The organism is Micromonospora sp. CB01531 (assembly GCF_001905095.1).
Taxonomy (GTDB): Bacteria; Actinomycetota; Actinomycetes; order Mycobacteriales; family Micromonosporaceae; genus Micromonospora.
This window is the reverse complement of sequence record NZ_LWLS01000002.1, coordinates 165,768-179,359: the sequence shown is the minus strand read 5'-3', so window position 1 is coordinate 179,359 and position 13,592 is coordinate 165,768. Positions and strand designations below refer to the sequence as shown.

Annotated in this window: 13 protein-coding genes; 8 read left to right on the top strand and 5 right to left on the bottom strand. The window is 73.6% G+C overall.

Annotated features, from left to right (window positions below):
• Position 1 precedes the first annotated feature (1 nt).
• The gene (locus tag A6A27_RS03295; RefSeq protein ID WP_073832846.1) at positions 2-1,165 is read left to right on the top strand and encodes a sensor histidine kinase; all 1,164 of its coding nucleotides are present in this window, start codon (positions 2-4) and stop codon (positions 1,163-1,165) included.
• Positions 1,158-1,799 carry a response regulator gene (locus A6A27_RS03290; RefSeq protein WP_143193839.1) on the top strand — a complete coding sequence of 214 codons (642 nt, stop codon included), beginning with the start codon at positions 1,158-1,160 and terminating at the stop codon, positions 1,797-1,799. Before A6A27_RS03295 ends, A6A27_RS03290 begins: the two co-directional genes overlap by 8 nt.
• A 57-nt stretch (positions 1,800-1,856) precedes the next feature.
• On the opposite strand, the gene A6A27_RS03285 is transcribed toward A6A27_RS03290, so the two are convergent.
• On the bottom strand, positions 1,857-2,510 hold the full coding sequence (locus A6A27_RS03285; protein WP_073832845.1) for a hypothetical protein: 654 nt from the start codon (positions 2,508-2,510) through the stop codon (positions 1,857-1,859).
• Between the two features lie 23 nt (positions 2,511-2,533).
• Between A6A27_RS03285 and A6A27_RS03280 the strand changes: the two genes are divergently transcribed.
• Positions 2,534-3,052 (top strand): acyl-CoA thioesterase, encoded by a 519-nt coding sequence (locus A6A27_RS03280; RefSeq protein ID WP_073832844.1) that lies wholly within the window; start codon positions 2,534-2,536, stop codon positions 3,050-3,052.
• 201 nt (positions 3,053-3,253) lie between these two features.
• Positions 3,254-5,242, top strand: a complete 1,989-nt coding sequence (locus tag A6A27_RS03275; protein ID WP_073832843.1) for an acetoacetate--CoA ligase — start codon at positions 3,254-3,256, stop codon at positions 5,240-5,242.
• 35 nt (positions 5,243-5,277) lie between these two features.
• On the opposite strand, the gene A6A27_RS03270 is transcribed toward A6A27_RS03275, so the two are convergent.
• Entirely contained in the window at positions 5,278-5,967 is a 690-nt protein-coding gene (locus A6A27_RS03270) for a TIGR03089 family protein (RefSeq protein ID WP_073832842.1), read from the bottom strand.
• Between the two features lie 149 nt (positions 5,968-6,116).
• On the opposite strand from A6A27_RS03270, the gene A6A27_RS03265 reads away from it, so the two are divergent.
• Both A6A27_RS03265 and A6A27_RS03260 read left to right on the top strand, forming a co-directional pair.
• Positions 6,117-7,262, top strand: a complete 1,146-nt coding sequence (locus tag A6A27_RS03265; RefSeq protein WP_073832841.1) for a glycosyltransferase family 4 protein — start codon at positions 6,117-6,119, stop codon at positions 7,260-7,262.
• Positions 7,263-7,326: 64 nt separating this feature from the next.
• A complete protein-coding gene (locus A6A27_RS03260) occupies positions 7,327-8,418 on the top strand; it encodes a mannose-1-phosphate guanylyltransferase (RefSeq protein ID WP_073832840.1) in 1,092 nt (363 codons plus the stop codon).
• A gap of 31 nt (positions 8,419-8,449) precedes the next feature.
• Here the strand turns inward: A6A27_RS03260 and A6A27_RS03255 are convergent, their stop codons facing one another.
• Complete coding sequence (locus tag A6A27_RS03255; protein ID WP_073832839.1) at positions 8,450-9,034, bottom strand: NUDIX hydrolase; 585 nt, start codon at positions 9,032-9,034, stop codon at positions 8,450-8,452.
• A 39-nt stretch (positions 9,035-9,073) separates the two neighbouring features.
• On the opposite strand from A6A27_RS03255, the gene A6A27_RS03250 reads away from it, so the two are divergent.
• Complete coding sequence (locus A6A27_RS03250; protein WP_073832838.1) at positions 9,074-10,111, top strand: hypothetical protein; 1,038 nt, start codon at positions 9,074-9,076, stop codon at positions 10,109-10,111.
• 259 nt (positions 10,112-10,370) lie between these two features.
• The gene (locus A6A27_RS03245) at positions 10,371-11,378 is read left to right on the top strand and encodes an ArsR/SmtB family transcription factor (protein WP_073832837.1); all 1,008 of its coding nucleotides are present in this window, start codon (positions 10,371-10,373) and stop codon (positions 11,376-11,378) included.
• A gap of 149 nt (positions 11,379-11,527) precedes the next feature.
• Here A6A27_RS03245 and A6A27_RS03240 read toward each other — a convergent pair whose 3' ends face one another.
• Positions 11,528-12,616: a coenzyme F420-0:L-glutamate ligase gene (locus A6A27_RS03240; protein WP_073832836.1), complete on the bottom strand. Its 1,089-nt coding sequence runs from the start codon at positions 12,614-12,616 to the stop codon at positions 11,528-11,530.
• On the bottom strand, positions 12,613-13,560 hold the full coding sequence (gene cofD / locus A6A27_RS03235; RefSeq protein WP_073832835.1) for a 2-phospho-L-lactate transferase: 948 nt from the start codon (positions 13,558-13,560) through the stop codon (positions 12,613-12,615). The genes A6A27_RS03240 and cofD overlap by 4 nt, the downstream gene beginning before the upstream one ends.
• Positions 13,561-13,592 lie beyond the last annotated feature (32 nt).

Here is a 13,592-nt window from a genome sequence, read left to right as displayed (position 1 = left end):
GATGACCAGGCGGCTCGACCGGTGGGAGCGGCTGCTGGAGCGGCAGCTGGCGGCGGCGCCGTACGTCCTGCTGGCGACCTCCACGGTGCTCGCCCTGCTGACCGCCGGCAGGTCGTGGGCCACGCTCGGCCTGGCCGCGTTCGCCGCCGCCTGGATCTGGCTGGTACCGCGCGGTGCGGTCTACGTGGCTGGGCTCGTGGTGCTGATCGGAGTGCTCTGCACCCGAGGGATGTGGTTTGCGAGCTTCTTCGGATTTGTTGGATACCTCCACTCCTGGCAGTACCTGAAGGGATATTGGCGGTTCATCGGGGTGACCGCCACGGCGACGATCAGCGTCGCGGCCTACGGTGGCGGTCTGCCCGATCCGACCCCGTCCGGAATCCTCACCTACCTGTTCTTCATCGCCGCCATCGTGGCGGTGGTCGGCCTGTTCAGCTTCGTCGGCGAGGTCACGGCCGAGCGAAGCGCCGAACGCCAGCGCATGGTGGCGCAGCTCGAGGAGGCGCTGCGGGAGAACGCGGGACTGCACGCCCAACTGCTGGTCCAGGCACGCGAGGGGGGCGTGCTCGACGAACGGCAGCGCATGGCGGCGGAGATCCACGACACCCTCGCCCAGGGACTGACCGGCATCATCACCCAGCTCCAAGCGGCGCAGCAGGCCGAGGACTGGCGGCGCCATGTGGACAACGCGGTACGGCTGGCACGGGAGAGCCTGGCCGAGGCCCGGCGCTCGGTGCACGCGGTGGGACCGGGCCAGCTGGCGGCGGCGCCGCTGCCCGAGGCGCTGCGAGACATCGTCACCGGGTGGGGCGAGCTCAACGGCGTACGGGTGGATTTCGCCACCACTGGTACGGTCCGGCCCATGCATCCCGAGGTTGAGGAGACGCTGCTGCGCACCGCGCAGGAGGCCCTGGCCAACGCGGCCAAGCACGCCGGCGCGTCCCGGGTCGGGCTGACCCTGTCGTACATGGAGGACCTGGTCACCCTGGACGTGCGCGACGACGGCGCCGGGTTCGATCCCGAGCGGGTCCGGGACGGCGGCGGCTTCGGCCTGGCCTCGATGCGCAAGCGGGTCAGCCGGCTGGCCGGCACGCTGGCGATCGAGTCGGAGCCCGGCCTCGGCACGGCGATCTCCGCGAGCGTTCCGGCGGTGGCCCGTGGCTGAGCCTCTGATCCGGCTGCTGATCGTCGACGACCATCCGGTCGTGCGCGACGGCATCCGCGGCATGTTCGCCGGCGACCCGGGATTCGAGGTGCTCGGCGAGGCCGGAGACGGTGCCGAGGCCGTCGCACTCGCGCGGGCGCTGAACCCCGACGTGATCCTCATGGACCTGCGGATGCCCAGGATGGACGGCGTCGCCGCGATCAAGGAACTCGCCGGGCTCGGCATCGCGGCCCGCGTCCTCGTCCTCACCACCTACGACACCGACCGGGACGTCGTGCCCGCCGTCGAGGCCGGGGCCACCGGCTACGTCCTCAAGGACACCGGCCGCGACGAGCTCGTCCATGCCGTCCGTACGGCGGCGCGGGGCGAAGCCGTGCTCTCCCCGTCGGTGGCCACCCGCCTCCTCGGCCAGGTCCGCACGCCCGCCGACCCGCTGAGCTCCCGGGAGTTGGAGGTCCTCCGCCTCATCGCCGAGGGCGCCACCAACCGCGAAGCCGCCGCGCGCCTGTTCATCAGCGAGGCCACGGTGAAGAGCCACGTGCTGCACATCTACACGAAGCTCGGCGTCAACGACCGAGCCGCTGCCGTCGCCGCCGCCTTCCGCCGCGGCCTGCTTACCCTGGAGAACGGCTGACCAGGCCGGCCGCGATGATCGGGCGGGCGGGCCGGGAACCCGGCCCGCCCGCGGTGCTCAACGGGTCTCGGTGGTGCCCTCCGGTCGGCCGGTCGCCCGCGGCGGCGCGGACCACGGCGACTCGCCGGCGCTGCGGCGGGGCAGGGGCTCGGTGGGGGTGGCGTCGGGGTAACCCAGCGTCAGCGGGGCGGTGTCCGTCGTGTCGGCCGGGGGCCAGGCGCTGAACGACTGGGTCTGCTCGATCGGCTTGTCGGCCGAGGTCAGCTCCGCCTCGGCCGCCGGCCGCCCGGGCCACTGCCGCCAGCGCTGCCCGCTGAGCACGGCCATCAGCAGCAGCATGCCGATCAGGAACAGCGTGCCGTTTTCCACCGGCTGGCGCAGTGGCAGCGGGTCCCCGAGCACCTTCCAGCCCTCGGGGATCCGGTCCCGGACGGTGAATGGCGCGACGAACATCCCGAGGTACGGGATGGTCAGCAGCAGCCCGGCCACGAGCGGACCGAGCGGCGAGAAGCGCAGCGTGCCGAGCAGGCCGAGCAGGATGCCGGCGACGCCGAGGTACACGGCCGGCTCGATCAGGTTGGGCGTGCTGTAGGTGCCGATCTCCACCCAGCGGTGCACGGTGCCTGCAGACCCGTCCTGACCGAGGGTGACGAGCACCCAGGTGACGGGCGCCACCACCAACCCGGCGAGGAAGCTCCAGAGATGTCGCATCCGCGCACCGTACCGTTTCCGGCATGACAGATCACCCCTCCACCGGGCCGGTGGGCAAGCCGACCTCGTATTCGCGGGTCACGCTCAGCCGGATCATGACCGCAGTCGATGTCAATCTGTACGGGACCGTGCACGGTGGGGTACTGATGAAGTTCGTCGACGACGTGGCCGGGGCCGCCGCGGCCCGGCACAGCGGTGGCACCGCGGTCACCGCCTCGATCGACGAGATCGTCTTCTCGGAGCCGGTCCGGGTGGGCGACCTGGTGCACGCGCACGCCCAGGTCAACTGGACCGGGCACACCTCGATGGAAGTCGGGGTGAAGGTGGTCGCCGAGCGCTGGGACTCGGCCGAGGACGAGCCGGTCCCGGTCGCCACGGCGTACCTGGTCTTCGTCGGGGTGGACGTGGGCGGCGCACCGCGCCCGGTCCGGCCGGTGCTGCCGGAGACCCCGGAGGACGAGCGCCGCTACCGGGAGGCCGAGATCCGCCGCGCCCACCGGCTGGCCCGCCGCCGGGCGATCCAGGCCCACCGGGCCGGCTGAGGAGGCGCCGAGCATCCCGCCACCGCGCGCGGCGTTGGCGGGACGCCTCCCCGCCCAGCCACACTGTTGGAGGGGTGGAGATGTGGGGCGGGCACGCCCCCTGACCGGCACCCGGTGCGGAGAATGGCGACGCTGGGTAGGGCAAGATGGCGCCACGGCCCATGCACAGTGTCGTGACGGGGCCTCAGGGAGGGTGGAGCAGTGGGTGACGTGCTGTGGACGCCGCCGGCCGACGTGCGCGAGCGGTCCCGGATCGGCGACTACCTGCGCTGGCTGGCCGAGCACCGGGGGCTGGAGTTCGCCGACTACGACGCGCTGTGGCGCTGGTCGGTGACGGACCTCGACGCCTTCTGGCGGTCGATCTGGGACTACTTCGAGGTGGTGGCGCACACCCCGCCGACCGCCACACTCACCGACCCGGCCATGCCGGGCGCCCGCTGGTTCCCCGGCGTGACGCTCAACTACGCGGAGAACGTGCTGCGGATGCCGGGCCGGGGGGACGACGACCCGGTGGTGATCGCGCACGGGCAGACCCGGGCGCCGGAGACGCTGACCGCCGCGGAGCTGCGCGAGCGGGTCCGCCGGGTCGCGGCCGGGCTGCGCAGGCTCGGCGTCGGCCAGGGCGACCGGGTGGCGGCGTACGCGCCGAACATCCCGGAGACCTTCGTACTGCTGCTCGCCACCGCCAGCCTGGGCGCGATCTTCTCCTCCTGCGCGCCGGAGTTCGGCACCCGCAGCGTCACCGACCGGTGGCAGCAGATCGAGCCGAAGGTCCTGGTCGCCGTGGACGGCTACCGGTACGGCGACAAGCCGGTGGACCGGCGGGGCGAGGTGGCCGCCATCCGGGCCGCGCTGCCGTCGCTGGAGCACACCGTCGGCATCGCGTACCTCGACCCGGCCGGCGCGCCGGCAGCGGGCGGGATCTCCTGGGCGGAGCTGGCGGCGGAGACCGACGAGCCGTTGACCTTCACCCCGGTGCCCTTCGATCACCCGCTCTACGTGCTCTACTCCTCCGGCACCACCGGCCTGCCGAAGCCGATCGTGCACGGCCACGGCGGCATCCTGCTGGAGCATCTGAAGATGCTGGCCCTGCACCACGACCTGGGCCCGGCGGACCGGTTCTTCTGGTTCACCACCACCGGCTGGATGATGTGGAACTTCCTGGTCTCCGGTCCGGCGGTGGGCGCGACCATCGTGCTGTTCGACGGCAACCCGGGCCACCCGGACCTGGGCGCGCTCTGGCGGCTGGCGGAGCAGACCGGCACCACCTACTTCGGCACCTCCGCGCCGTTCCTGCTGGCCTGCCGCAAGGCCGGTCTGGCCCCGAAGGAGATCGCCGACCTCGCCGCGCTGCGCGGTCTCGGCTCGACCGGCGCGCCGCTGCCCGCCGAGGGCTTCACCTGGGTGTACGAGAACGTCGGCGAGCAACTCCAGCTCCAGTCGCTGTCCGGCGGCACGGACGTCTGCACCGGCTTCGTCGGGGGCGTGCCGCTGCTGCCGGTGCACGCCGGGGAGATCGCCTGCCGGGCGCTCGGCGCGAAGGTCGAGGCCCGCTCCGCGGACGGCACCCCGGTCATCGGAGAGCTGGGCGAGCTGGTCATCACCGCGCCGATGCCGAGCATGCCGGTGGGCTTCTGGAACGACCCGGAGGGCACCCGCTACCGGGAGGCGTACTTCGAGGTCTACCCGGGCGTCTGGCGGCACGGCGACTGGATCACCGTCAACGAGCGGGGCGGTTGTGTGATCACCGGGCGCTCGGACGCCACCCTGAACCGGGGTGGCGTACGCCTCGGCACCGCCGAGTTCTACTCGGTGGTCGAGGGGCTGGACGAGGTGGTCGACTCGGTGGTGGTGCACCTCGAGGACGACCAGGGTGGGGCGGGTGAGCTGTTGCTCTTCGTAGTGCTGGACCAGGGGCTGGAGCTGGACGACGAGCTGCGGAGGAAGATCTGCCGCGAGCTGCGGACCGCCCTGTCGCCCCGTCACGTCCCGGACGAGATCCACCAGGTCCGGGCGGTCCCGCGCACGCTCTCGGCGAAGAAGCTGGAGGTGCCGGTCAAGAAGATCCTCACCGGCACTCCGGTCGACCACGCCGCGGCCAAGGGCGCCCTGGCCAACCCGGAGTCGCTGACCGCATTCGCGGCCTTCGCCCAGCGTCGCGCCCACACCGACGAGTCCGCCCCCGCCTGAGGTGCGTGCCGGGGAGCGTCCCGGGCGGCCCCCGCTCAGGCGAGGCTGCGGGTGACCTTCTCCGTGGCGGTGCGCGAGTCGAGGCGGGCGGGGTCGAGGTTGCCGCAGAGGACCAGGCTGGCGCCGGCGGCCAGCGGGGCGAGGAGCCAGTCGACCGGGTCGGGGTGCCGCCCGGTGTCGACCAGCAGCCGGTCGCCCGGGGTGAGGCAGAGCTCCGCGCCCCGGGCCTCCGCGCGGGCCAGCAGCTCCGCGTCCCCGTCGCCACCCTGCGGGTACGGCGTGAAGTGGTCGCCGTGGCCGCGTACCGCCGACACGAAATCGGCGAAGCCCGCCGGCACCTGCCGCATCGGCAGGGCGAACGGGTCGAGCGCGAGCGCGTACCGCTCGCCGGCCGACCAGGCAGCCGCCTCGTCGACCCGGTCCGCCGCGGCGAAGAGCACGTCTACGGCACCCGGGGCGTCGACCACGGTCAGCTTCGCCGACCAGCAGCCGAGCAGCACGGCGGCGGTCTGCCAGTGCGGGGGCAGCAGCACGGCCGCCGGGTCGGCGGGGGCGAGGGCCACCTCGTCGACGAGCAGGTTGGCCGTCTTGGCCACCCAGTTCGCCAAGGTCGCCCCGGACAGCTCGGTGCGTTCGCCGGTGGCGTCGTCGTACCAGGTCAGCAGGGGGCGCGTGGGGTCGGTCGCGATCGCGTCGGCGAAGACCCGGGCAATGTTGTCGGCCATCGCCGCGAACGATACGCGCCGGTGGCCCGTACTCGATGGCAAGGACAAGTCGGCGTACCGTCGGGTCGCAGTCACCGCCGGGACCCGGGCCCGGCGTAGGCTTGCCGACAGTGTCGTTCCCCACAGCCGACAGCCTGAGGAGTCGCCCCGTGACCGCCGGTCGCCCGCCCCGCGTGCTCATCGACGCCACGAGTGTCCCCGCCGACCGTGGCGGCGTCGGTAGATACGTCGACGGCCTGCTCGGCGCCCTCGGCCGGGTCTGCGGCTCCGGCGTGGATCTGGTCGTGGTGAGCCTCCGCACCGACCTGGAGCGCTACACCCGGATGCTGCCCGGGGCCGAGGTCATCCCCGCCCCGGCGGCGGTCGCGCACCGCCCGGCCCGGCTCGCCTGGGAGCAGACCGGCCTGCCGCTGCTGGCCCAGCAGGTGGCGGCGGAGGTGCTGCACTCGCCCTTCTACACCTGCCCGCTGCGGGCCGGTTGCCCGGTGACGGTCACCGTGCACGACGCGACCTTCTTCACCGAGCCGGAGCACTACGACAAGTCCCGGCGGACGTTCTTCCGCAGCGCCATCAAGACGTCGCTGCGCCGCGCCGACCGGGTGATCGTGCCGAGCAAGGCCACCCGGGACGAGCTGATCCGCCTGCTGGACGCCGACCCGACCCGGATCGACGTGGCCTACCACGGGGTCGACCAGGCCGCCTTCCACGCCCCGAGCGAGGAGGAGAAGGCTCGGGTCCGCGCGCGCCTCGGGTTGGGCAGCAGCAGCTACGTCGCGTTCCTCGGGGCCAAGGAGCCGCGCAAGAACGTACCCAACCTGATCCGGGGCTGGGCCCGCGCGGTGGCCGACCGGGACAACCCGCCGGCGCTGGTCATCGCCGGTGGCCAGGGGCATGACGACGACATCGACCGCGCGGTGGCCGAGGTTCCGCCGCACCTGCGGCTGCTCCGCCCGGGCTACCTCCGCTACGCCGACCTGCCCGGCTTCCTCGGCGGCGCGCTGGTCGCCGCCTACCCGTCGTACGGCGAGGGGTTCGGGCTGCCGATCCTGGAGGCGATGGCGTGTGCCGCGCCGGTGCTGACCACGCCGCGGCTCTCCCTGCCCGAGGTGGGTGGCGATGCGGTCGCGTACACCAGCGAGGACCCGGACCAGATCGCCACCGACCTGACCGCCCTGCTGGACGACGAGCAGCGCCGGCTCTCCCTGGCCAAGGCCGGTTTCGACCGGGCGAAGGAGTTCACCTGGGAGTCCAGCGCGGAGGTGCACATCGCCGCGTGGAGCCGGGCCCGGGCCTGACCTGTCGGATGCTCGTCCGCCCGACGTGGCGTCCGTACCGTGGTGGTTCGGGCATGATGTGCTGATGTTCTATGCCGTCATCCCGGCGGGGGGCAGTGGCACAAGATTGTGGCCGCTGTCCCGGGCCGGCCATCCCAAGTTCCTCCACCCGCTGACCGGTACCCCGGCCTCGCTGCTTCAGGCGACGGTGGACCGACTGTCGCCGTTGACCACACCCGAGTGCACGCTGGTGGTCACCGGGGCCGCGCACGTCGCGGCGGTGGCCCGTCAACTGGCTGGCCTGCCGGAGGAAAACATCCTGGTCGAGCCCTCGCCGCGGGACTCGTGCGCGGCGATCGCACTGGCGGCGGCCGTGATCGCGGAGCGTGAGCCGACGGCGGTGATGGGCTCGTTCGCCGCCGACCACCTGATCGGCGACGCCGCGTCGTGGGCCGAGACCGTACGGCAGGCGATCCGCGGCGCCGAGCAGGGGCTGCTGATGACGGTGGGCATCACCCCGACCCGGCCGGAGACCGGCTACGGCTATCTGGAGACCGGCGAGCCGACGGGCGACGGTCCGCTGCGTCCGGTGCTCGAGTTCAAGGAGAAGCCCGCCGCCGAGGTGGCCGAGGGATACGTCCGCTCCGGACGGCACCTCTGGAACGCCAGCATGTTCGTCTGGCGGGTGGACGTCTTCCTGGCCGAGCTGGCCCGGCAGCAGCCGGCCCTGCACGCGGGGATCGTCGCGATCGCGGGGGCGTGGGGGACTCCGGAGCAGGACGACGTCCTTGGCACCGTCTGGCCGACCCTGCCGAAGATCTCCGTCGACTACGCGGTGATGGAGGGCGCGGCGACCGCCGGGCGGGTGGCCACCGTACCCGGTGACTTCGGCTGGAATGACGTCGGCGACTTCCACACCCTCGGCGATGTGCTGCCCGCCGACGCGGACGGCAACGTGGTGCTGGGCGCCGACGCCAAGCCGGAAGTCCTGCTGCGGGACAGCAGCGGCCTGGTGGTGGTGCCGCACTCCGGCCGGCTGGTGGCCGCTCTCGGCCTCCGCGACCTGATCGTGGTGGACACCCCGGACGCGCTGCTGGTCTGCCCGCGGGACCGGGCCCAGGACGTGAAGAAGCTGGTCGACGAGCTGAAGGAGCGCGGCGAGGAGGGCCTGGTCTGACCGGGTCGTGCGCCCCCGCCGGGCCGCCGGGTCAGCCGGCGGCCCGGCGGGCCAGGGCGGCGAGGGCCGGCGCGACGAGCTGGACGGTCCCGTCGGCCAGCGGCTCGGGCAGGCGGTCCGGCGGGAACCAGCCCAGCGCCTCGGACTCGTCGCTGACCCGCTCGGTCGCCCCCGGCGGGGCGAGCACGGCGTACCGAACGTCGTAGTGCAGTGACCCGCCCTGGCAGGCGACCGGGTGAATGTCCACGTCGATCGGCTCCGGGTCGACCGTCAGCCCGGCGATCCCGGACTCCTCGCCGGCCTCGCGCAGCGCGGCGGCGGCCAGGGTCGGGTCACCGGGTTCGCAGTGCCCGCCGAGCTGTACCCATTTGCGGAACTTGCCGTGCAGGCAGAGCAGCACCCGCGCGCCGGTGTGGTTGAGCACCAGGGCGCTCGCGGTGACGTGTCCGGCCCGGTGGGCGCGGCTCATCGCCACCGGCCCGGCGGACAGCAGCTCCAGGGTCCGGTCCCGGGCCAGGGCGGCCGCCGGGCTGGTCGGCGTCCAGCGGCTCAGCAGCGCGGTGGCGTCGGCGTGCAGGTCGGCGTACGTCGGGAGGTCGGTGCGGGTCTCGGGCACTCCGACACTCTACGAGCGTGGTCTTCGTACCCTGGCCCGGTGACCCTGCGACTCGTCGAGTTCGTCGTGGCCGGTAACGAGGCCAGCGACCTGTTGCCGGTACGCTCCCCGGCGTTGCTGCGTGCCCACGGCGCCCGCCGGGGTTTTTGGACTGTGCTGGACGAGGGCCCGGTGGAACGCTGCCTGGCCCTGCTGCTGGAACGCGACGACGGCGGGTGGGTGGCGCATCACGTGGCCGCCGACGCCGGTCGGGAGAACGGCCGCACCGAGGACGGCGAGGCCCTCGCCCACCACGACGGCTGGGTGTACGTCTTCGGCTCGCACTTCGGGTCGAAGGCCGGCCCGCTGCGGCCCCGCCGCGCGTTCGTGGCCCGGTTCCGTGAGGAGGACGCCGCCTACGGGGCACTGCCGGTGCACGTGGTCCGCAACCAGTTCCGGCTGCACCGGGCGGTCAACGACGCGCTGGCCGCGGCCCCGCTGACTCCGCTGCCGCCGGGCGACCGGGTCCGGCACCGGTTCATCGTGGAGACCCTGGCCCGGGGCACCGCCCGGGCCAAGAGCTGGGTGCGCCGGCTCGCTGCGGACGACGTGCCGCTCAACGTCGAGGCCGCCGCGTTCACGCCGGCCGGGACGGTGCTGCTCGGGTTGCGTTTCCCGGTCACCGCCGAGGGGGAGCCGATCCTGGTCGAGCTGGCCGGGGTGCCCGACATGTTCGGTGCCCAACCGGGCTGGCCCCGGGCCGTCGGGGCGTACGCCCTGACCGGGGTGACCCCGCCGGGCGCGTTGACCGGCTTCCGGGCCGTCACCCCCACCCCGGACGGCGGGTACGCGGCGGTCATCGGGTCGATCGACGCGTTGGGCAAGGGTTCGGTGCTGTTGGACGACCACCCGCACGGTGGTGCGGTGACCTCGCGGCACGTCCGGTTCCGGTGGGACGTCACGCCGGACGCGCGGGTGGCGGGAAAGCTGGTGGCCGAGCTGGCGCCGTTCCACCACGTGGAGGGGTTGGCCGAGCTGGACGGGCGCTGCTACTACGTGACGGACGAGGACCACCGGGTGGCGCTCTGGATCGACTGAGACGACCGGGCCGGGTCGGACGACCGGATGGCATCTCTGCGGAGAACCCGCCGCAGACCCTCGTGATGCCGTCCGGTCGTCCCCGAGCCCGCGGGTGGGTGCAACCACCGTCCCAAGCCGGATGGGCAAGGGAAGCATGCCCAACCGGCCCCGTCGGCGTCGAGGTTTTTCAGCCCACGCTTAAAGATGGAGATTAGTGCCGCCGGGTACAGTGCCACTGGTGGCGGGCTCTCCCTCTGTCCGCCCCCGGGAGCGCTCCATGCTGAAGATCATCTTCTCGAGCGAGGACATCCTGCGGACCAGGGTGGCACCCGCCGCAGACCCGGTCTGGGAACTGGTCCTCAGCCTGCACCTGCTCCAGGGTCGCGGACGTGACCCGCTGCTGACGCCATGGCGACGCACCGTGGCCAACACCCTCCGGATGGAGGAGAGCGCCGGGGAACGCTTCCGTCTCCTCCTGGCCCTCAACCCACCCCGCGGCTACTTCCCCGACTTCCTCACCCCGTACGCCAGCAAGGACGGCCTGGCGGCGGGGCTGGAAGCGGTCCGGGGCACCCCGGTAGACATGCTGCACCGGGACCTGACCCGGCTGGCCGAGGAGAACGTCCTGCCCGCCCCGGCCGCCGGGCTGGCCCGGGGCGAACCCGAGGTGCTGCGCCACCTCACCGGCTCGATGGCCCGCTACCAGGAACTCGCGGTCACCCCGTACTGGTCCCGGATCCAGGCCGCCGTGGAGGCGGACCGGGCGCGGCGGGCCCGGGCGATGCTCGACGGCGGGGCCGAAGGGCTGCTGGCCAGCCTCCGACCCAGCATGCGGTGGGCGGACGGGGTGCTCGAGGTCCTCGACTATCCGGACACCCGGGAACTGCACCTGGACGGCCGGGGGTTGCTGCTGGTCCCGTCGTTCTTCTGCGCGCGCATCCCGGTCGCGCTGGTCGACCCGGCGCTGCCGCCGGTGCTGGTCTATCCGGTCGACCGGCTCGACGGGCTCATCCCGGCGCCCGGGCTCGGTGCCCGGCGGGACGCCGACGACGCCAGCCGGGAGGCCCTGGCCGCCCTGCTCGGCCGCACCCGCGCCGCCGTGCTAGAAGCCGCCGACGAGGGATGCACCACCGGCGAGATGGCCCGCCGGCTGCGCATCTCCGCCGCCGCGGCCAGCCAGCACACCAGCGTGCTGCGCAACGCCGGACTGCTGGTCAGCCACCGTGACCGCAACACCGTGCTGCACACCCTGACCCCGCTCGGCCGCGCCGTCCTCGACGCCTGACCCACTGCGCCGGGCCCGTTGGCTGCCGCCAGTTCGGAGAGGTGGTGGGGTCAGCGGGATCCGGACCCGCCCGGTCGGCAACGTGGCGCGGCATCAGGGCCCCGCCGGGTCGGTGAGTGGGGGGACGGGGTCCGAGACCGGAGCGGTGGTCAGAGGGCCAGGGCGGCGCTGGCGGTGCTGCCGACCGGCGGCGGGAACACCGCCGAGGAGATGCCCTCCGCGGCCAGCGCGGTCCGCAGGCGCTGCAGGTCGGCGCCGAAGCGCACCAGGTCGCCCTGGTCGACCGGGGCCGGCGGCGCCCCGAGCACGAGCCCGCTCGCGTGCACGGGCCAGCCAGGCACGCCGGCGACCATGCCGGCGCGTACCTCGGCGTCGGTGACCTGGGTGAAGACCGTGCCGGGCGCGACCACCCCGGCGACCGCGGCGATCGCCCGGTCGACCGCGGCCGGGTCGGCCGGCGACGGGCCCGGCCCGTCGGCGAGGAGCGCGGCCTCGCGCAGCCCGGCCGCCTTCGCCTCGGCGGTGCCCAGCGAGAAGAGGTCCAGGGCGGCCTCCCGGACCAGCACCCGGGCACCCTCGCCGTCGTCGGCCCCCGCCACCCCCAGGTAGCCGCGGACGACCGCGACCGGTACCTGGTCGCACTTGCCCTTGATCAGCTCACCGGCGGCGGCCAGCTCGTCCACCACCGCCATCTGGGTCAGCTGTAGCTCGTTGCCGTACGGGTCGATCTCCCCCCGGTGGTCGCGGATCGCCGGCATCCCGGCCACGCCGAGCGCCACGTCGGTCAGGCCGTTGCGCCACGGCCGGCCCATGGTGTCACTGATGATGACCGCCACGTCCAGGTGGTACTGGTCGCGTAGCGCGGCCCGTAGCGCGCGGGCGGACGCGTCCGGATCCCGGGGCAGCAGCACCAGTCGGGTCTTGTCCACGTTCGAGGCGTCGATGCCGGCGGAGGCCATCACGAACCCGTGGTGGGTCTGCACGATCCGGGTGGCACCCCGGGCCGCCACCACCCGTGCGGTCTCCGCCGCGAGCACCTCGTCCCGCGCGGCGAGCCGGTCAGGCCCGTCCGCCGGCACGTCGACCAGCCGGCCCTCCGCCTTCGACACGATCTTGCTGGTCACCACCAGCACGTCCCCGTCGCGCAGCCACGGCGCCGCAGTGGCGATCATCGCCGCCAGGTCGTCGCCCTCGGTCACGTCGCCGATGCCCGGCACGGGCAGGATCTCCAGTCTCACACCAACTCCAACGCGGCCCGGACCATCGCCGCCGTCGCCGCCTCGTCGATCATCCGCAGCGGTGCCGACCGTACGGACGCGTCCGGCACCAGCGTCCCCTCGTCCTCGGGCGCCACCAGCCAGCCGTCGAGCAGGCCGCCCGCCGACCGGCCACCGTAGAGGCCGCCCACCCCGGCCGCGCTGCACTCCACGCCGAGCACGGCGAGGCAGCGGTCGGCCATGCCGCGTACCGGCGCGCCGCCGATGATCGGGGACACGCCGACCACCGGGGCCGGCCCGTCGGTCACCGCGTCGCGCAGACCCGGTACGGCCAGGATCGGGGCGATGCTCACCACCGGGTTGCTCGGCGCGATCAGCACCACGTCGGCGGAGCCGACCGCCTCCAGCACACCCGGCGCCGGCTTCGCCGTATCCGCGCCAACGAAGACGAACCGGTGCGTGGGGATGTCCGCCCGGTACCGCACCCACCACTCCTGGAAGTGGATCGCCCGCTGCCCTTGGTCCCCGTCGACGACGACGTGGGTCTCCAGCCGGTCGTCGGTGGCCGGCAGCAGGGTAAGCCCCGGCTCCCACCGGGTGGCCAGCGCGGCCGTCACGGCGGACAGCGGGTAGCCGGCGTTGAGCATCGTCGTCCGGACTAGGTGGGTGGCGATGTCCTTGTCGCCCAGCCCGAACCAGGCGGGCTCCGCGCCGTACGCGGCCAGCTCGGACTTGACTGTCCAGGTCTCGCCCACCCGGCCCCAGCCCCGCTCCGGGTCGGCGCCGCCGCCCAGCGTGTACATCACACTGTCCAGGTCGGGGCAGACCTTCAGCCCGTGCAGCAGCAGATCGTCGCCGACGTTGACCACGGCGGTCACCTCGGCGCCCACCTCCCGGGCGTACGCCCGGACCCCGAGCAGGAACCGCGCGCCCCCGATCCCGCCGGTCAGTACCACGATGCGCATGGCTCCATCCTTCCCTACGCGCCGCCGTCGCC